The 19,046-nt window shown below is 70.8% G+C and carries 15 protein-coding genes; 6 read left to right on the top strand and 9 right to left on the bottom strand.

Translation table 11 applies throughout. From position 1 onward, the window contains the following. Positions 1 to 94 precede the first annotated feature (94 nt). From ABD841_RS22670 to ABD841_RS22645, 6 genes are all read right to left on the bottom strand, one after another. The gene (locus tag ABD841_RS22670; RefSeq protein ID WP_344975208.1) at positions 95 to 1,105 is read right to left on the bottom strand and encodes an ABC transporter permease; all 1,011 of its coding nucleotides are present in this window, start codon (positions 1,103 to 1,105) and stop codon (positions 95 to 97) included. Next, entirely contained in the window at positions 1,102 to 2,598 is a 1,497-nt protein-coding gene (locus ABD841_RS22665; protein WP_344975205.1) for a sugar ABC transporter ATP-binding protein, read from the bottom strand. Before ABD841_RS22665 ends, ABD841_RS22670 begins: the two co-directional genes overlap by 4 nt. Continuing rightward, positions 2,598 to 3,656 carry a sugar ABC transporter substrate-binding protein gene (locus ABD841_RS22660; RefSeq protein ID WP_344975201.1) on the bottom strand — a complete coding sequence of 353 codons (1,059 nt, stop codon included), beginning with the start codon at positions 3,654 to 3,656 and terminating at the stop codon, positions 2,598 to 2,600. Before ABD841_RS22660 ends, ABD841_RS22665 begins: the two co-directional genes overlap by 1 nt. A 73-nt stretch (positions 3,657 to 3,729) precedes the next feature. Continuing rightward, positions 3,730 to 4,476: an SDR family NAD(P)-dependent oxidoreductase gene (locus ABD841_RS22655; RefSeq protein WP_344975199.1), complete on the bottom strand. Its 747-nt coding sequence runs from the start codon at positions 4,474 to 4,476 to the stop codon at positions 3,730 to 3,732. Next, positions 4,469 to 5,884: an L-fuconate dehydratase gene (locus tag ABD841_RS22650; RefSeq protein ID WP_344975196.1), complete on the bottom strand. Its 1,416-nt coding sequence runs from the start codon at positions 5,882 to 5,884 to the stop codon at positions 4,469 to 4,471. Before ABD841_RS22650 ends, ABD841_RS22655 begins: the two co-directional genes overlap by 8 nt. After that, positions 5,881 to 6,726: a fumarylacetoacetate hydrolase family protein gene (locus ABD841_RS22645; RefSeq protein ID WP_344975193.1), complete on the bottom strand. Its 846-nt coding sequence runs from the start codon at positions 6,724 to 6,726 to the stop codon at positions 5,881 to 5,883. The genes ABD841_RS22650 and ABD841_RS22645 overlap by 4 nt, the downstream gene beginning before the upstream one ends. A gap of 438 nt (positions 6,727 to 7,164) precedes the next feature. On the opposite strand from ABD841_RS22645, the gene ABD841_RS22640 reads away from it, so the two are divergent. From ABD841_RS22640 to ABD841_RS22625, 4 genes are all read left to right on the top strand, one after another. Beyond that, positions 7,165 to 9,522 (top strand): glycoside hydrolase family 95 protein, encoded by a 2,358-nt coding sequence (locus tag ABD841_RS22640; protein ID WP_344975189.1) that lies wholly within the window; start codon positions 7,165 to 7,167, stop codon positions 9,520 to 9,522. Between the two features lie 375 nt (positions 9,523 to 9,897). Then, on the top strand, positions 9,898 to 11,103 hold the full coding sequence (locus ABD841_RS22635; protein ID WP_344975185.1) for a cytochrome P450: 1,206 nt from the start codon (positions 9,898 to 9,900) through the stop codon (positions 11,101 to 11,103). A 62-nt stretch (positions 11,104 to 11,165) separates the two neighbouring features. After that, a complete protein-coding gene (locus ABD841_RS22630) occupies positions 11,166 to 11,633 on the top strand; it encodes a DNA-binding protein (protein ID WP_344975180.1) in 468 nt (155 codons plus the stop codon). A 170-nt stretch (positions 11,634 to 11,803) separates the two neighbouring features. Continuing rightward, positions 11,804 to 12,397 carry a hypothetical protein gene (locus ABD841_RS22625; protein WP_344975175.1) on the top strand — a complete coding sequence of 198 codons (594 nt, stop codon included), beginning with the start codon at positions 11,804 to 11,806 and terminating at the stop codon, positions 12,395 to 12,397. Between the two features lie 65 nt (positions 12,398 to 12,462). Here the strand turns inward: ABD841_RS22625 and ABD841_RS22620 are convergent, their stop codons facing one another. Beyond that, the gene (locus tag ABD841_RS22620) at positions 12,463 to 14,667 is read right to left on the bottom strand and encodes a protein kinase domain-containing protein (protein ID WP_344975172.1); all 2,205 of its coding nucleotides are present in this window, start codon (positions 14,665 to 14,667) and stop codon (positions 12,463 to 12,465) included. Between the two features lie 228 nt (positions 14,668 to 14,895). Between ABD841_RS22620 and ABD841_RS22615 the strand changes: the two genes are divergently transcribed. Continuing rightward, complete coding sequence (locus ABD841_RS22615; protein ID WP_344975169.1) at positions 14,896 to 15,564, top strand: hypothetical protein; 669 nt, start codon at positions 14,896 to 14,898, stop codon at positions 15,562 to 15,564. 21 nt (positions 15,565 to 15,585) lie between these two features. Here ABD841_RS22615 and ABD841_RS22610 read toward each other — a convergent pair whose 3' ends face one another. Continuing rightward, positions 15,586 to 16,827 (bottom strand): macrolide family glycosyltransferase, encoded by a 1,242-nt coding sequence (locus tag ABD841_RS22610; RefSeq protein ID WP_425582025.1) that lies wholly within the window; start codon positions 16,825 to 16,827, stop codon positions 15,586 to 15,588. A 201-nt stretch (positions 16,828 to 17,028) separates the two neighbouring features. Between ABD841_RS22610 and ABD841_RS22605 the strand changes: the two genes are divergently transcribed. Beyond that, the gene (locus tag ABD841_RS22605) at positions 17,029 to 17,931 is read left to right on the top strand and encodes a L,D-transpeptidase (protein ID WP_344975162.1); all 903 of its coding nucleotides are present in this window, start codon (positions 17,029 to 17,031) and stop codon (positions 17,929 to 17,931) included. Between the two features lie 51 nt (positions 17,932 to 17,982). On the opposite strand, the gene ABD841_RS22600 is transcribed toward ABD841_RS22605, so the two are convergent. Continuing rightward, entirely contained in the window at positions 17,983 to 19,011 is a 1,029-nt protein-coding gene (locus ABD841_RS22600) for a GDP-mannose 4,6-dehydratase (RefSeq protein WP_344975272.1), read from the bottom strand. Positions 19,012 to 19,046: the final 35 nt, after the last annotated feature.

Here is a 19,046-nt window from a genome sequence, read left to right as displayed (position 1 = left end):
GCCCGCGGGGGGGGGGCCGGGGCCGTGTCAGGTCGTTCCTGGGATGTGGACGCCGGTCCACGGGCGGACGATCCCGGGACGCGGGTCCCGGAGGTCAATCCTGGGCCTTGCCGCCCGCCAGGCGGCTGATCATCAGGGCCACCAGGATGATCGAACCGTAGACGAGCTGCTTCCACTCACCGGGGACGCCCTTGAGGGTCAGGATGTTCTCCACCAGGCCGATCACCAGGACGCCGGTGAGGGCGCCGAGGATCGTGCCCTTGCCGCCGTCCATGCTGACGCCGCCGATGACGGCCGCGGCGAAGGCCATGAAGATCCAGCCGACGCCCTGGTTGGCGCTGATGCCGCCGAGCCGGCCGGTCTCCAGCACCCCGGCGAGCGCGGCGACGACGCCGCCGATGACGAAGACCGCCCAGAGGACCCGCTCGACCCGGATGCCGGCCGCGCGGGCGGCGTCGGCGTTGCCGCCGATGGCGTAGAGCGAGCGGCCGGCGCGGAAGTAGCCGAGCGCGACGATGGCCACCCCGAAGAGCGCGCCGGTGATCCAGATGGCCGCCGGGAGGCCGAGCCAGACGGCGCTGCCGAGGTAGAGGAACGACGCGGGCAGCTCGAACAGGCTCTTGCCCTGGGTGAGGCCGAGCTGCAGGCCGTGCACGACGATCATCATGGCCAGCGTGACGATGAAGGCCGACAGCTGGAAGCGCAGGATCAGGAAGCCGTTGAAGGCGCCGATCAGGCCGCCGATCAGCAGGCAGAGCGGGATGGCGAGGATGCCGGGCAGCTCCAGGCCGAACCCGCCGGCGGCCACGGGGATGACGAGCATCACGCCCACGGCGGGCGCCATGCCGACCGTGGACTCCAGTGACAGGTCGAACTTGCCGGCGATCAGGATCAGCGCCTCGGCGAGCACCACCAGCGCCAGCGCCGACTGCTGCTGGAGCACGTTGGTGAGGTTCCCCGGGGTGAGGAAGACCGGGTCCACGAAGGAGCCGGCGATCAGCAGGACGATGATCACCGGGACGAGCGTGAGGTCCCGGAACCGCCCGAGCTGGATACGGCGGCCCTGCGGGACGGCCACCGCGGGCGGGGTCTTTGTCGTGGTCATGAGTGATCGATACCTTCCATCGCCGCCACCAGCTCGGTGTCGGTCCAGCCGCGCGGCACGTCCTTGACGATCTTGCCGTGGAACATGACCAGGATCCGGTCGCAGATGCGCAGGTCGTCGAGTTCGTCGGAGACCAGCACGGCCCCGGCGCCCCGGTCGACCGCGTCCTCCACGGCGCCGAGGAGGGAGTGCTTGGCCTTGACGTCCACCCCGGCGGTCGGGTTGATGACGACCAGTGCCTTCGGGTCGTCGGCGAGCGCCCGGGCGAGCACGACCTTCTGGGCGTTGCCCCCCGACAGGTCGGCCACCGGCTGGTCGGGGCCGGTGGTCTTGATGTCGAGCTGCGAGATCATCCGGTCGCCCCGCTCGCGGCGCCGGGCCGGGGAGATCATGCCGAAGCGGCCGAGCTTGTGGGCGATCGGGATGGTCGCGTTCTCGGCGATCGAGAGCAACGGGACGAAGCCCTCGTGGTGCCTGTCCTGGGGGACGAACCCGAGCCCGGCGCGGAGCGTGGAGGGCACGTCCCCGCCCTTGACGGCGGTCCCGTTGACGGTCACGGTGCCGGTGTCGGCCTTGCGCAGGCCGACGAGGGTCTCGGCCAGGCCGACCTTGCCGCTGCTGCCCGACCCGGCGAGACCGACGATCTCCCCGGACCGGACGGCCAGGTCGATGCCCTCGAAGCGGCCGGCGAGGCCGAGGTTCCGCGCGGCGAGCACCACCGGGGCCGAGGCGTCGGCGGTGCGGGTGCGGTACTCGTAGGCGGCGGTGGCCTCACCGGTCATCGCGTCGACGAGCCGGTCGTGCGGGAGGTCCTCGACCGAGGCGGTGAGGATGTGCCGGGCGTCGCGGAAGACCGAGACGCTCTGGCAGATCTCGTACACCTCGTCGAGGTGGTGCGAGATGAACATCATCGTGACGCCCTGCTCCCGCAGGGCCCGCATCCGGGCGAAGAGCCGCTGGATGGCCGGGCCGTCGAGCTGGGCGGTGGGCTCGTCCAGGATGATGAACCGGGCGCCGAACGAGAGCGCCCTGGCGATCTCCAGCAGCTGGCGCTGCTCGACGCCGAGGTCGCCCGCCATGGCGTCGGCGTCGACGTCCACGCCGTACTGCTCCAGCAGCCCGCGGGCCCGCGTGCGCAGGGCCCGCCAGTTGATCCTGCCCCGCGCCGTCTGGCGGTTCAGGAAGAGGTTCTCCGCGACGGTCAGCGTGGGGATGATCGTCGACTTCTGGTAGACGCACGCGACGCGCTGCCGCCAGGCGTCCCGGTCGGCCGGCGGCGGCGCGGGCTGCCCGGCGAAGCGGATCTCGCCCTCGTCGGGGCGCTGCAGCCCGGTCAGGATCGACACCAGCGTGGACTTGCCCGCGCCGTTCCTGCCGATGAGCGCGTGCGTCTCCCCCTCGGTGATGGAGATCTCGGCGCCGTTGAGCGCGATGGTCGGGCCGAAGCGCTTGGTGATACCGCGCGCTTCGACCGCCTTAACAGAAGATGTCATCACTTGACCTGGTTACCCCAGAGGGCCTGGTCGTCCACGTTCTCCTTGGTCACCAGCGGGGCCGGGAGCTGGTCCTCCAGGCCGTTGGGGAGCTGGATGATCGTGCTGTCGTGGTCGGTCGGGCCGGGCTGGAAGGTCTTGCCCTCGATCGCGGCCTTGGCGTAGAAGAGCGCGTACTTGGCGTAGAGGTCGGCCGGCTGGGAGATCGTGGCGTCGATCTCGCCCTTGCGGATGGCCTCGAACTCCTGCGGGATGCCGTCGTTGGAGATCACGAAGACGTGCTTGGGGTCGTCCGGCGGCACGATCAGGTTCTTGGCCTTGAGCACCTGCAGGGTGGGGGCCAGGTGGACGCCGCCGGCGTGCATGTAGACGCCCTTGATGTCCGGGTGCTGCTCCAGACGGGTCTGGAGCATCGAGGCGGCCTTGGTGCCCTCCCACTCGGTCGGCTCCTCGAAGACCGTGATGCCGGGGAACTTCTCCTTCATGCAGGAGCGGAACGCCTCGGCCCGGTCGCGGCCGTTGATCGACGAGAGCGCGCCCATGAGCTGGACGACCTTGCCCTTGCCGCCCAGCTTCTCGCCGAGGAACTCGCAGGACTTGGTGCCGTACGCCTTGTTGTCGGCGCGCACGACCATGTAGACCTTGCCCTTGTCGGGGCGGGTGTCCACGGAGACGACCGGGATGTTCTTGTTCTCCAGCGTCTGCAGCGTGGAGGCGATCGCACCGGTGTCCTGCGGGGCCATGACGATCGCCTTGGCGCCCTGGCCGACGAGGGCCTGGGTGTTGGCGACCAGCTTGGCCACGTCGTTCTGCGAGTTGGTCGGCGGCATCAGGTCGACGCCCAGCTCACCGGCGATCTGCGGGACGTACTTGCCGTAGGAGTTCCAGAAGTCTGAGTCGGCGCGCGGGAAGTCGATCCCGACCTTGCCGCCCTTGGCCCCGGCGTCACCGGTGGACTGGGCGCCGGTCGTGCCCGTGGTCCCCGACGAGCCGCACGCCGAGAGGGTGAACGTGATCGCGAGCAGTGCCGCGCCCGTCGCCGCAGTTCCGAGTTTCATACCGTTGCCTCGATTCGAACCGTGTGGGGGGTGAATTGTTTCCGTCCGGCGGAGTCGTCCCGCCGTCACTCCGTCATGCGCGGGGGCGGAGCCTGAGCCCCTGCATCCCGCCGTCCACGGCCAGGACCGTGCCGGTGGTGGACGCCGCGAGCGGGCTCGCGAGGTAGGCGATCGCGGTGGCGACCTCCGCGGCGCTCACCAGGCGGCCCATCGGCTGGCGGCCCTCCAGGGCCGCGCGCTCGGCCACCGGGTCCGGCGCCGCGTCGAGCAGGCGCTGCACCCACGGGGTGTCCGCGGTCCCGGGGTTGACGCAGTTGACGCGGATCCCCTCGTGAACGTGGTCGGCGGCCATCGCCAGGGTAAGCGACTGGATGGCGCCCTTGGACGCGCTGTAGAGCGCCCGCTGGGGCAGCCCGGCCGTCGCGGCGATGGAGCAGGTGTTGACGATCGCCGCGTGCGCCGAGCGCCGCAGGTGCGGCAGGGCCGCCCGGGTGACCCGGACCATGCCGAGCAGGTTGACGTCCAGGACCCGCAGCCACTCGCTGTCGGGGTTGTCCTCGACCGTGCCCGCGGCGCCGATCCCGGCGTTGTTGACGAGGATATCCAGGCCGCCGAGCTGCTCGACGGCCCGCTCGACCGCCGCGCGCACCTGGGCGTCGTCGGTGACGTCCGCCTTGACCTCGACGAACGGGCCGCCGGACGAGTTGACGTCCAGGGAGGCCACCGTCGCCCCCCGTTCGGCGAGCAGGGTCGCGGCGGCCAGGCCGATGCCGGAGCCGCCCCCGGTGACCAGGGCGCGCAGACCGTCGAACTCACCCATTGAGAGACCTCCAGACCGGGCCGTCGGGGTAGATGTGGTCGGTGATCGACGCGGCGTGCATGGCGGCGCCGAAGCCGGGCCGGCTCGGCGCGACGTAGGCGCCGTTCCGGATCACCACGGGGTCGACGAAGTGCTCGTGCAGGTGGTCGACGTACTCGATCACCCGGTTCTCCATCGAGCCGCTGACCGCGACGTAGTCGAACATCGACAGGTGCTGCACCAGCTCGCACAGGCCGACCCCGCCCGCGTGCGGGCAGACCGGGACGCCGAACTTGGCGGCGAGCAGCAGGATCGCGATGTTCTCGTTCACACCGGCGACGCGGGCGGCGTCGATCTGCAGGTACGAGATCGCCTCCGCCTGCAGCAGCTGCTTGAAGACCATGCGGTTCTGCACGTGCTCACCGGTGGCGACCGGGATCGGCGCGATGCCGCGGGCGATGGCGGCGTGGCCGAGCACGTCGTCCGGGCTGGTCGGCTCCTCGACCCAGTGCGGGCGGAACTCGGCCAGGGCGTTCACCCAGGCGATGGCGGAGTCGACGTCCCAGCGCTGGTTGGCGTCGATCGCGATGGGGAAGTCGTCGCCGCAGGTGTCCCGGGCGATGCGCATGCGCCGCCGGTCGTCCTCCAGGTCGGCGCCGACCTTCAGCTTGATCTGGGTGAAGCCGTCGTCCATCGCCTCCTTGCACAGCCGGCGCAGCTTGTCGTCGCTGTAGCCGAGCCAGCCGGGCGAGGTGGTGTAGGCCGGGTAGCCGTGCTCCCTCAGGTAGGCGATCCGCTCGCGCCTGCCGGGCTCGGCGGCGCGCAGGATGTCCAGCGCCTCCTCGGGGGTGAGCGCGTCGGTGAGGTAGCGGAAGTCGACCAGGCCGACGATCTCCTCGGGCGACATCTCGCCCAGCAGCAGCCAGAGCGGCTTGCCCTCCCGCTTGGCCTTCAGGTCCCACAGCGCGTTGACCACGGCGGAGATCGCCATGTGCATGACGCCCTTCTCCGGGCCGAGCCAGCGCAGCTGGGAGTCGTGGACCATCTCCTTCCAGAGCCCGCCCAGGTCCTCGACGTCCTTGCCGAGCACGTACGGCTCCAGTGCCTTGATCGCGGAGGTCTGCACCTCGTTGCCGCGGCCGATGGTGAAGGCGAAGCCGTGGCCCTCGAAGCCGTCGTCGGTGCGGAGCACCAGGTAGGCGGCCGAGTAGTCCGGGTCCGGGTTCATCGCGTCGGAGCCGTCCAGCTCCAGCGAGGTGGGGAAGCGGATGTCGTAGGTCTCCAGCGAGGTGATGCGGTAGGAGCCGGCGCCCTTTCCGCCGGCGCCCTGCCCGACCGGGTTCTCCCCGTCGACGCCCTGCCCGACCGGGTTCTCCCCGTCGACGCCCTGCCCCGCTGCGCCGACGCGCGTTTCGGTCCGCTCGCTCACGCCTGACCCACCTCCTGCCGCTGGCGGCCCAGGCCGTCGATCTCCAGTTCCATGACCTGTCCGGCGCGCAGGTACGGCGTGCCGGGCAGGCCGAGCGCGACCCCGGCCGGGGTGCCGGTGTTGATGACGTCGCCGGGCTCCAGGACCATGAAGTGGCTGAGGTAACGGATGATCTCCGCCACGTCGAAGATCATGTTCTTGGTGTCGCCGTTCTGGTGCTGCTCGCCGTCCACCCACAGGCGCAGGCCCAGGGCCTGCGGGTCGGCGATCTCGTCGGGGGTGACCAGCCAGGGGCCGAGCGGGTTGAAGGTCTCGCAGGACTTGCCCTTGTCCCACTGGCCGCCGCGCTCCAGCTGGAACTCGCGCTCGGAGACGTCATTGGAGATCGCGTACCCCGCGATCTTGGAGAGCGCCTCCTCGCGGGTCTCGACGTAGCGGGCGGTCTCGCCGATGACGACGGCCAGCTCGACCTCCCAGTCCGTCTTGACGCTGTTCCGGGGGATGAGGACCTCGTCGTAGGGGCCGACGACGGTGTTGGCGGCCTTCATGAAGACGACCGGTTCCGCCGGGATCGGGGCGTTCGTCTCCTCCGCGTGGTCGCGGTAGTTGAGCCCGATGCACACGATCTTCCCCGGGCGGGCGACCGGGGCGCCGATCCGCAGCCCCTCCGCGTCCAGGACGGGGAGCTCGCCGCGCTCCAGCGCCTCGCGGACCCGCGCGACCCCCCCGGACGCGAAGAAGGCCCCGTCGATCTCGGGCTCCGAGATTTCCCGCAGGTTACCGCTTCCGTCCAGGACGGCCGGCCGTTCCCGGCCGACGGGCCCCACTCGCAGCAGCTTCACACCGCACCCTTCGTCAATACATCGGATGTCTTCTCTCGCGATGCTGAACGACACTCGGTCCCGATGTCAACCCCTCCGGCCGGATACATCCGATCTGTTATCGAGGAGAAACCGCAGATGGCAGGGTGTTTGCCGTCACACCCCTCTTTGCTGGCGGTCATTCATCGGACTTGCCTCTCGGTGGCGAGATCGGAGATCACTCGTGACGTTCACGACAGTGATGTCCGTTTCAATGATCGATTTACCCCAAACATCGGAGGATGATCCCCGTTACACGTGGGTTTCGGTGCTACCCACCGGAAACAAAGCCGTCCTCTGGTCGGAGGGGTCCGTTGCCACACCCCCACGGCGACGCTCGGGCATGGCCTTCTCCCCACCCCTGCCCTCGCCACCTGCATACATGGACAGGGCGCTGCGGATGCGCAACAGTCATCGCTCGTGACTGCCGCAGATACACCCGACGACTTGACGCTCTGGTACGACGAGCCGGCCACCGACTGGGAGACGCAGGCACTGCCGATCGGCAACGGCGCGCTGGGCGCCATGGTGTTCGGCGGCGTCGAGCGCGAGCAGCTCCAGTTCAACGAGAAGTCCCTGTGGACCGGTGGTCCCGGCTCGGACGGTTACGACTTCGGCAACTGGGCCCCGCCCCGGCCGAACGCCCTCGCCGAGGTCCGGGCGCAGATCGACCGCGACGGGAGGATGGCCCCCTCGGCGGTGGCGGCCAAGCTCGGCCGGCCCAGGAGCGGCTTCGGCGCCTACCAGCCCTTCGGCGACCTCTGGCTCGACATGCCCGCGGTGACCGCCACCGGCTACCGGCGGGAGCTGAGCCTCCGCGAGGCGGTCGCCAGGGTCGGCTACACCGCCGACGGGGTGACCTACTCCCGCGAGTACTTCGCCAGTCACCCCGGCAACGTCGTCGTCGGGCGGATCTCCGCCGACCGGGCGGGCAAGGTCTCCTTCACCCTGCGCGCCTCCTCGCCCCACGCCGACAAGCAGGTCTCGGTCACGGACGGCAGACTGACGGTCCGCGGCGCGCTCGCCGACAACGGCATGACGTTCGAGGCCCAGGTCCAGGTGGTCACCAAGGGTGGCACCCGCACCGACGGGACCGACCGGATCACCGTCACCGACGCCGACAGCGCGATGTTCGTCCTGTCCGCGGGGACCGACTACGCCGACACCTACCCCACCTACCGGGGCGCGGACCCGCACGCCGCGGTGACCGAGGCGGTGGACCGGGCCGCGGGCACGACGTTCGACGAGCTCAGGGCGGCCCACCAGGCCGACCACCGGAGGCTGTTCGACCGGGTGCGGCTGGACATCGGCCAGCGGGCTCCGGAGCAGCCCACGAACCGGCTCCTCGCCGCCTACACGGGCGGCGCCTCGGCCGACGACCGGGCGCTGGAGGCGATGTTCTTCGCCTACGGCCGCTACCTGCTCATCGCCTCCTCCCGGGAGGGGTCGCTCCCGGCCAACCTGCAGGGCGTGTGGAACAACTCGACCAGCCCGCCCTGGTCGGCCGACTACCACGTCAACATCAACCTGCAGATGAACTACTGGCTCGCCGAGCAGACCGGCCTCGCCGAGACGGCGGTGCCGTACGACCGTTACCTCCGGTCGATGATCGCGCCCGGCGCGAAGACCGCGCGGGAGATGTTCGGCGCACGCGGCTGGGTCGTGCACAACGAGACCAACCCGTTCGGGTTCACCGGCGTGCACGACTGGGCCACCGCGTTCTGGTTCCCCGAGGCCGCGGCGTGGGTGACCCGGCAGATGTACGACCACTACCGGTTCGGCGGCGACCTCGGCTACCTGCGCGACACCGCCTATCCGGTGATGAAGGGGGCGGCCGAGTTCTGGCTGGACACCCTGCACACCGACCCGCGTGACGGCAGGCTCGTGGCCTCCCCCAGCTACTCCCCCGAGCACGGCGACTTCTCGGCCGGCGCCTCGATGTCCCAGCAGATCGTCTTCGAGGTGCTGACCGACACCCTCGATGCCGCGAGGAAGCTGGATGTGGACCGGGCCCTCCAGGCGGAGCTGACCGCCGCGCTCGCCAAGCTCGACCCGGGCCTGCGGATCGGCTCCTGGGGCCAGCTCCAGGAGTGGAAGAGCGACTGGGACGACCCGGAGAACACCCACCGGCACGTCTCCCACCTGTTCGCCCTGCACCCCGGGCGGCAGATCAAGCCCGGCACCCCCGAAGCCGAGGCGGCGAAGATCTCCCTCATCGCGCGGGGTGACGGCGGCACCGGCTGGAGCAAGGCCTGGAAGATCAACTTCTGGGCGCGGCTGCTGGACGGCGACCACGCGCACAGGGTGCTCAGCGAGCAGCTCAGGGGCTCCACGCTGGAGAACCTGTGGGACACCCACCCGCCGTTCCAGATCGACGGCAACTTCGGCGCCACCTCCGGCATGGCCGAGATGCTGCTGCAGAGCCAGCACGACACGGTCCACGTGCTGCCCGCGCTGCCGTCGTCCTGGCCCACCGGCTCGGTCACCGGCCTGCGCGCCCGGGGGAACGTGACGGTGGACGTGTCCTGGAGGAACGGAGCCGGCGAGAAGATCGTCGTGCGTCCCGGCACGACGGGACCGATCAGGGTCCGCTCGGACATGATCGGCGGACGCCACCGCGTCCACGACGAGCAGGGCCACGAGGTCGGGACCTCGCGCTCGGGTGACACGCTGAGCTGGAACGCCCGCGCCGGGAGGACGTACACGATCGTGAACGAGGTGGCGATCGGGATCACCGCCCCGGAGGAGATGACGACCGGGGCGGCGGCCGGCGCCTGAGCGGAGCGGCCGGCCGCCTCGGACCCGGCCGGCCGCCGGTCGTACGACCCCGGGCGGCGCCGACGCGCCGACCGTCCGAGGCGACCGAGCCGGCCCCGGTGAGGCCCGGGGAGCACCCCTGCTCCCCGGGCCTCTTGACTTCCCGCGCGACGCGTAATAGAACACGTTTCAGAAATATGCACAACCAAGCGCTTGATCAAGTGCCTGGCGGTTCGGCGTGCCCTCACGGACGGCGGGCTCCCGCGGTCCCCGCTCCGGCGGGCTCCGAGGGCAGGCCGGGCGAGCGGACGGGCACTCCCGCCGATCACATCCCCGTAGGCTGCACCGAGAAGAGTCCCGCCGCGAGGGCGTCGGACGGTTCGCGCAGGAGGACCGATGGACATCGACCTGGTCGACCAGGATTTCTACTGGCAGCACGGTGCGCCTCATGACCAGCTGGCATGGTTACGGGCCAACGCGCCGGTCTACTGGCACAAGGGTGACGAGGAACGGGGATGGCCCGGTTTCTGGGCGGTCACCAAGCACGCCGACGTGGTGCACATCTCGCGCCGCTCGGACCTGTTCTCCTCCAGCAGGAAGCTCGCCCTGTTCAACGAGATGCCCGAGGACCAGCGCGCGCTCCAGCGGATGATGATGCTCAACCAGGACCCGCCGGAGCACACCCGGCGGCGTTCCCTGGTCAACCGGGGCTTCACGCCGCGCATGATCGGCGCCTTGGAGCAGCACATCCGCGACATCTGTCACCAGCTGGTGGACGAGGCCAAGGGACGCGAGTCGGTCGACTTCGTCAGGGACTTCGCGGCGCCGCTGCCGCTGTACGTGATCTGCGAGCTGCTCGGCGCCCCCGTCGAGGACCGCGACAAGCTCTTCAACTGGTCGAACCAGATGATCGGGGCCGAGGACCCGGATTACGCCGCCGACCCGACCGAGGGGCAGAACGCGGCCATGGAGGTCTACGCCTACGCCAACATGCTGGCCGCCGAGCGCCGCCGGCAGCCCCGTGAGGACATCGCCACCAAGTTGATCCTGCCCGACAGCGCGGGCGAGACCCTCACCGAGGAGGAGTTCGACCTGTTCGTGCTCCTGCTGGTGGTGGCGGGCAACGAGACCACCCGCAACGCCGCCTCCGGCGGCATGCTCGCGTTCTTCGAGAACCCCGGGCAGTGGCGGCGCCTGGTCGCCGACCGCTCCCTCGCCCCCACCGCGGCCGACGAGATCGTCCGCTGGGTCTCCCCGGTCAACCTCTTCCGCCGCACGGCCACCACCGACACGACCATCCGGGGGCAGGAGGTCAAGGAGGACGACAAGATCGTGGTCTTCTACAGCTCCGCCAACCGGGACGAGGACGTGTTCGCCGACCCGTACACCTTCGACATCGGCCGCGACCCCAACCCGCAGATCGGCTTCGGCGGCGGCGGGGCCCACTTCTGTCTCGGCAACCACCTGGCCAAGCTCGAACTGCGGGTGCTCTTCGAGGTCCTGGCCGAGCGGCTGCCGAACCTGGCCCAGGCCGGCCCCGCCCGTCGGCTCCGCTCCAACTTCATCAACGGCATCAAGGAACTGCCGGTCACCATCTCCTGATTAAACAGGTTGTTTAAATCTGGTTGTTGACAACGGGTCGATTGCCAGATCATCATGGCCGCATGTCCGCGAACCATGATCGATCACTCGACCCGTTCTCGCCCCCCGACCCGCGCCGGGCGCGCGCGCATCGCGAGTACGCCGCCCTTTCGCGCATCACCGAACGCCATGCGTCCAGCGACGCCCAGCGCCTGCGCCAGGTCCATCCCACGGCCCTCGGAGCACACGAGGCCGTCAGGCTGGTGTCGTTCCTCCTGAGCGGCGCCGCACACCGCGAGGACGGCGAGCCCGAGGTGGACCACGCCGACATCACCGCCGCCCTGACCCTCCTGCCCCGCGCCCGCGCGGAGATGGACGAGCTGGAGGCCGCGCTCCTCCTCATGGCCCGGGGCCGCGACCTCACCTGGCAGGAGATCGCGTTCGGCCTCGGCCTGGGCACCCCCCAAGCCGCCAAACAGCGCTACGAACGGCTGGCCGGCCGCACGGCCGCCGATCCCGGGCAGGACGACACCCGGCAGCGAACCCCGTAGGGGGACCGGCACGCCTCCGGCCGGCCGCTCCCCGGCGGGGACCACCTGCCGGCCGGGGTCGCGGCGCGGCACCGCGCGGCACGGCACCGGATCCGCGCCGAAGAGCAGGAACATGCCGGCTCCTAGAAAGCTGCAAGTGCCGCTTAAGCACGACGAGCCATGTTCACATCATGAACATCGCAAGGATCTCCGTCGTGCTGCTCGCGGTGAGCGCCCTCGCGGGATGCACCCCCTCCGGCACGACACAGTCCGCAGAGGCCAGGACAGAAGCGACAGGGACCGCGGCAGAACCGTCGAAGGCCGCGGTGACCCCGAGCCCGGCGAAGTCCTCGCAGGCCTCGGTCTTCGGGCCCCCGTTTCCCAAGAAGATCGAGATCCTGGACCTCGTCAGCTCCGGCACTCCCGAGTACACGATCCCGAACGGCCCGCACCACACATTCCTCGGAGAGCAGTCGGGGGCGAGCTACCGGAACCAGAAGGCCCTGCACACCCTCAACGCCCTGGGAGGGCAGGCCCGGGTGAGCGACGCCAAGGCCGCCGTGACCTGGCTGACCAAGCAGCCCGGCAGCGAGGACTGGAAATGGACCGACATCGACCCCGGCCCGCTGGGAGGCGCGGCCGCCTGCATAACCAGGGACGGCGGAACCTGGTGCTACTGGGCCGACGCCGACACGGTCGGCCTTCTGACCAGTGCAAGCATCTCCACCGAGGGAATGAAGGAGAGCTTCGTCACGATCAGGAACGCCCTGGAGAAGAAGCAATAGAGCCGGGGCGGGGGTCGAGGAAGGCGACAGGATCCTGGTCTTTCACAGCTCCGCCAAGCGGTCGTTCAGGAGCCGGGCGTCGGAAGCGGCGGGGCCAGGCTCCACACTCGCACCCTCCCCTCGTGGAAGCCGGCGGAGAGAAGGACCGGCCGCCCCGCCGACTGTGTCACCAGCATCGACGTGATCCCACCGTGGTCGTCGGGGGGAACGGCGAACACTTTGCCGACCTGCTCACGGGTGGCCAGATCCCACACCCGTATCCCGTCGTAACCACCGGAGAGCACGACCCGCCGCCCCGCCGGCTCCGTCACCACAACCGATGTGACTCCACCGGTGTGGCCGGTGAACGGCCTGCCGACCTGCTTGTGAGTGGCCAGATCCCACACCCGCACCGTGTCGTCGTCGCCACCGGAGACACCTGCGACGACGACCTGCCGTCCCTCGAGCTCCGTCACCGCCAACGCCCACAGCGTGAACCCCCCGGAGGGGACGGCGAACACCTCGCCGACCTGCTCACGGGTGGCCAGATCCCACACCCGTATCCCGTCGTAACCACCGGAGACCACGACCCGCCGCCCCGCCAGCTCCGTCACCAGAGCCTCCCCTAGTCCTGCGGTGTGGCCGGTGAACGGCCTGCCGACCTGCTCACGGGTGGCCAGATCCCACACCCGCACCGTGTTGTCGCCACCGGCGGAGACCACCACCGGCCGCCCGTCCAGCTCCGTCACCACGACCGACGTGATCCCCCCTTTGGGAGGGACACTGCTGTGGTGGCGGGTGAACGGCCTGCCGACCTCCTCACGGGTGGCCAGATCCCACACCCGCACCGCGCTGTCGCCACCGCCGGAGACCACGACCCGCCGCCCGTCCAGCTCCGTCACCGCGATATGGGCACCGCTGTCGTGGGCGGTGAACGGCCTGCCGACCTGCTTGCGGGTCGCCAGATCCCACACCCGCACCGCGCGCTCGCCATTGGAGATGACGACCTGCCGCCCTTCCGACTCCGTCACCGCTCCCAGCCTCAAGTACGCGTCGCTCTGAGAAGTGAACGGCCTGCCGACCGGTCTGCCGAAGGGAACGGGGCTCGGGGTCGGGTCGGGCGACGGAACGGAGGGTCGGGAGAGGCCCGTAGGCGACGGCGACGTGGAGACCCCGGAAGGGCCCGAAGACGACGGAACGGAAGATCCGGGAAGGGGCGTGGACGACGGGGCGGAGGTTCCGGGGATCTCCGGCTGCCACAGCCGGAAGACCGCGGCGGCCAGGATGAGCGCGGTGACGACCGCCCCGGCGACTACGGGGCGGAGCCGGGCGGGACTACGCAGGGCAGGACCACGCGGAGCGGGACTGTCCGGGGGGTGGGATACCGGAGGCGCGGCGGGAGGACCCGGCCGATGGTCGACGGTGGCGGTTTCCTCGCGGGTGAGGGTGGCGAGCAGGCCGGTGACGGTGGGCCGGGCGCCGGGGTCCTTGGCCAGGCACGCGGCCAGCAGCGGGCGCAGGTCTTCGGGTACTCCGGCGAGGTCTGGCTCGTGGTTGACGACGGCGTTCATCACCGCCGCCGCGACGGCGCCGTGGAATGCCCGATGCCCGGTGGCGGCGAACACCATGGTGGCGGCCCAGCTGAACACATCCGACGCCGCGCCGGCCTGGTGCCCGTCGAGCTGTTCGGGCGACAGGTAGGCGGGGGTGCCCACCAGTCCCGATCGCGTGGTGGTGCCGTCCAGCACGCGGGCGATGCCGAAGTCGATGACCACGGGCCCCTCCGGCCCCATGATCACGTTGTCGGGTTTGAAGTCGCGGTGGACGATACCGGCCCGGTGGATCGCGGACAGGGCCGTCAGGGTGGCGACCGCGAGCCGGTCCAGGCCGCTGCCGGTCCGCGGCCCGTCGCCGGTGACCAGCTCCTTCAGGGAGGGCCCCGGGATGTACTCGCTGACCAGGTAGGGGCGGTCGCCGACGATCCCCATGTCCAGGACCTGGGCGGTGCAGAAGGCCGCGACCCGGCGGGTGATCTCCGCCTCGCGCCTGAACCGCTCGCGCACCTCGGGGTCGGCCGCCATCCGGACGTGGAGCACCTTGACCGCGACCCGGCGGCCCGAGGGGTCGCGGCCGAGGTAGACCACGCCCTGACCGCCGTCGCCCAGCACCCCGACCAGCCGATAACCGCCGATCCGCTCGGGATCGCCGACGGCCAGCGGACCGGGACCGGACACCGCCCACCTCATCTCCACGACCCCGTCGGCGGACGGCCGGGGCCGCCCTTGATCCAAGAAATGACGATAGGCGTCCTTCCGCCGCGGCAGAAGTCCCGCGGCCCGGCCGGTGCGGGACCGGCTTGCGGGGGTCACCCGGCACCGACGCCTACCCGGGTACGGCGGGTCTCGGCGTTGTGCGCGCTTCGGATCGTGCCGGTGCCGCCGGTTCACCGGTTCCGGACGCAAGGACGAGACGCAGAGAACGACAAGTCACGCGCAAGTGCGATGGACGATGTTCGTGTCATGAAGAACATCGCAAGGATCTCCATCGCGGTGATCGTGGCGGGTGCTCTCACGGGCTGCGCGACCTCCGGCACGGCGACCCCCCGGAAGAGCGCCGCGAAAAGCGCCGCGAAAGCCGACCCCGCGGAAGACCTCGCCGACCCCGCGGAAAGCGCCGCCGACCCGGCAGGAAGCACCGCCGACCCCGCGGGGAGCACGACGACCCCGGAACCGACGCGGTCTCCGCGGGCCTCGGTGTTCGCGCCGCCGTTTCCCAAGAGCATCGGGGTCCTGAACTTCGACTACACGAAACCCCCCGAGAAACAGTTCGTGCTTCCGAGCGGCCCGCACCACACGTTCCTCGGCGAGCAGGTCACGGTGGCCTATCGCAACGACGAGGCCCTGCTCGCCGTCACCGCCATCGGGGGGCAGGCCCGGGTGAGCGACGCCGAAGCCGCCGTGGACTGGCTGACCGAGAACGGCAGGACCGACGGCAGGGACAGGGAGTGGACCGAGATCGACCCCGGCCCCCTCGGAGGCGCCGCCGCCTGCGTGACCACGGACGGCGCTACCTGGTGCTACTGGGCCGACGCCGACACGGTCGCCCAGCTCGTCACTCCGAGCCTCAACACCGAGGGAGTGCGGAAGAACTTCGTCACGATCAGGAACGCCCTGGAGAAGGAGAAGTAGCGACGCGGGTGCCCGCCGCGCTCAGAGCATCTCCTCGACCAGGTCGGCCGCCCGAGCGGTGCCGCCCTCGGCGCGGACCTCGTCCCGGATCTTCGCCAGCCTCGCCGCGACCTCGGGGTCGGAGGTGAGGTCGAGCAGGGCCGCGCGCAGCGCCTCCGGGGTGGCCGCCTCGGTGTCGACCCGGCGGCCGACGCCGAGTTCCACGATCCGGTCGGCGTTGCCGAACTGGTCGACGGCCTGCGGGACGGCGATCATCGGGACGCCGCAGTACAGGCCCTCCTGGGTGCCGCCCATGCCCGCGTGGGTGACGAAGGCGTCGGCCTGCTCCAGGATCGACAGCTGGGAGACCCAGCGGTGCACCTCCACGTTGTCCGGGATCTCGCCGAGCGCGGCGAGGTCGACGTACTTGCCGATCTGGAGCACGACGTGCCAGCCGGGCAGGTCGCCGAAGGCGGCCAGGCAGGAGCGGTAGAAATCGGGCAGGTTGGTGAAGGCCGAGCCCAGGGAGACCAGCAGCACCTTCCCGCCGCCCTCGGGGCGCGTCCAGGGCTCCTGGTGGGGGCGGGTCGCCAGGCAGGGTCCGGTGAAGGTGATACGCGCGGGGTCGACCCGGTCGGCGTTGGGCTGCATGAGGCGCGGGATGAGCGCCAGCGCCCGGGGCGGGCGGCCGGCGAAGGCATGGGAGTCGGTGCCGGTGATGCCGTTGTCCACCAGCCATTGGTCGAACCGCCGGTAGTGCTCGGCCCCGCCCGGCGCCTTCTTCAGCTCCTCGATCACGGGCGCCATGTTCTCCTCGTAGCCCTCCCAGGCCACGTAGGTCGGTGAGAGCTGCATCGCGGGGATGCCCCAGTTCTCCGCGAGCACCCGGGCGGTGTAGCCGCCGATGTCGTAGAGGAACAGGTCGGGGCGGTCGTCCTCGTAGGCCGCGCGGAGCTGCGGCAGCATCGAGATCGCGTCGTCGAGGAAGACGTCCAGCTGGGCGATCGTGTCCTCCGGCCAGGTCGCGGAGTCGCCCATGGGCAGCGTCGAGGCGTACGGCACGAGCTCGGCCCCCGCGCCGGTGACCACCCCGGCGAAGGACGGGTCGTTGGCGTAGGTCACCCGGTGCCCCCGGGCCACCAGCTCCCTGATCACCTCGATGCTCGGGTTCACGTGACCCGGGGCAGGGATGCTGACCATGGCGATATGAGCGCGGCGGGTCATGTGGTTCCTCCGGTACATCCGTTTTTGACGAGACGTCTCGTCTCGTTGTGTGTTCAGCATGCCCGCAGCCGCAGCTCCACGTCAAGACGAGACGTTCCGACTCGCCTGCTGACCGGAACCCGGTAGACGCCCGGCCGACCGCCGGAATCCCCGGCCGGGGTTCCGGGCACCGGGACGAGAATCGGACCGAGCCTTCAACGAGCCTTGGCCGACCCCGCCACCCGCGACGGGAATGGGATCTTCGACAGAGGTTCGTGGGGCATGAGGGGATACGTCCACGTGGCAGAGCAGCACACCGGGCCGGCGGGAACCGGGTGGGCGAGGGCCGGATGGGCGGAGTCGGCCGTCGCGGTCGTAGGGGCCGCCGGGGCCGTCGCCGTCCTGCTCTCCTCCGGGACGGCGGAGAACCCCGCGCCCGTCACACCGCCCACGGCAGTCCCCACCCCCTCCGCGGCCGCCCCGCCGCGGCGGATCGCCCCCGTCCCGGTGTCGGCGGAGCGGATGGCGAAGCTGCCGGTCGCCACGACGTACGCGACGCTGCCCCGGGCCCCGCGTGACCCCGGCCCGTTCCGCTCCATGAGCGGGCTCGCCGTTCACCCCACGGCCGACCGGGTGATCTACACCCGTCCGGGCGGTCCGCCGCTGGCGGTGCTCCCGCCCGCCCAGTTGGCGGGGCCGACCTGGGTTCCGGTGGTCGAGCGGCTGCCGGGGTGGGTCCGGGTCCTGCTGCCGAACCGGCCGAACCGGTCCACGGGCTGGATCCACACCGGGGGCGGAGGGCTGCGCAACGCCCGGCTCACCCGCCGGGTGGAGATCGGGCTGGCCGCGCGCAGGCTCACGGTGTTCGACGGCCACCGCAGGCTGGGCTCCTGGCGGGTGGCCGTGGGCGCACCGGGAACGCCCACACCGCCGGGGCGGACGTTCCTGCTCGCCTCCGTCTCTCCGGCGCGCCCGACCTACACCCCGCTGTTCCTCGCCCTCGGCGCGCACTCGGGCACCCTGAAGACCTTCGCGGGCGGCCCCGCGACGGTCGCCCTCCACGGCTGGCCCGACGAGTCCGCGTTCGGCCGTGCGGTCAGCTACGGATGCGTGCGGGTCCCCGCGGCCGCGTTGCGGCTGCTCTCCCGCCTCCCCCCGGGCAGCCCCGTGATGATCACCAGGTAGCCGCGGGCCCGCAGGACGACGGCCCGGCGGCGGAAGTCTCCGGGCGACCGCTCAGGGCCAGGAGGAGTCCTGATCCGGGTCTCCACCGTCGGACAGCAGCTTGATGTCCGCCTCGACCATCATCGCGACCAGCTCCTCGAAGGAGACCGAGGGCTCCCAGCCGAGCTGGGTGCGGGCCTTCTTCGGGTCGGCGCAGAGCAGGTCCACCTCGGCGGGACGGTGCAGGGTCTGGTCGGTGACCACGTACCGTTCCCAGTCGAGACCCGCGGCGGCGAAGGCGGTCTCGACGAGGTCGCGGACGGTGTGCGTGCGGCCGGTGCCGATCACGTAGTCCTCCGGCGTCTCCGCCTGGAGCATCATGTGCATCGCGCGGACGTAGTCGCCGGCGTACCCCCAGTCGCGGCGGGCCTCCATGTTGCCCAGGCGCAGCTCGGCGGCGAGGCCGAGCTTGATCCTGGCCACGCCTAGGGACACCTTCCGGGTGACGAACTCGGCACCGCGGCGCGGGGACTCGTGGTTGAACAGGATTCCCGACACCGCGTACATGCCGTACGACTCGCGGTAGTTCTGGGTCAGGAAGTGACCGTACGCCTTGGCGACGCCGTACGGAGAGCGGGGGTGGAAGGGGGTGATCTCGGTCTGCGGCGTCTCGCGGACCTGGCCGAACATCTCCGAGGAGGATGCCTGGTAGAAGCGGATCTGGCCGGACTTGTCGGCGGTACGGGAGGAGGAGATGCCGGAGTAGACCCGGATGGCCTCCAGCATGCGCAGCACGCCCATGCCGGTCACCTCGGCGGTGAGCTCGGCCTGCTCCCACGACATCGGGACGAAGGAGATGGCACCCAGGTTGTAGACCTCGTCGGGCTGGACCTTCTCTACGGCGGAGATCAGCGAGCCCTGATCCAGGAGATCCCCGCGGACGAGCCTGACGTCCTGCAGGAGCTTCCGGAGGCGCGAGACGCGGGGGTTGGCCTGCCCCCGGGCCAGGCCGGCGACCTCGTATCCCTGGTTCAGCAGGCACTCGGCCAGGTAGGAACCGTCCTGCCCGGTGATACCAGTGATCAGTGCGCGCCTGGCCAACGCGTCCTCCTCGCTCACGGGGCGGGACCTTCGCC

This window comes from Streptosporangium fragile (genome assembly GCF_039534445.1).
Taxonomy (GTDB): domain Bacteria; phylum Actinomycetota; class Actinomycetes; order Streptosporangiales; family Streptosporangiaceae; genus Streptosporangium; species Streptosporangium fragile.
This window is presented reverse-complemented; position numbering and strand designations above follow the sequence as displayed.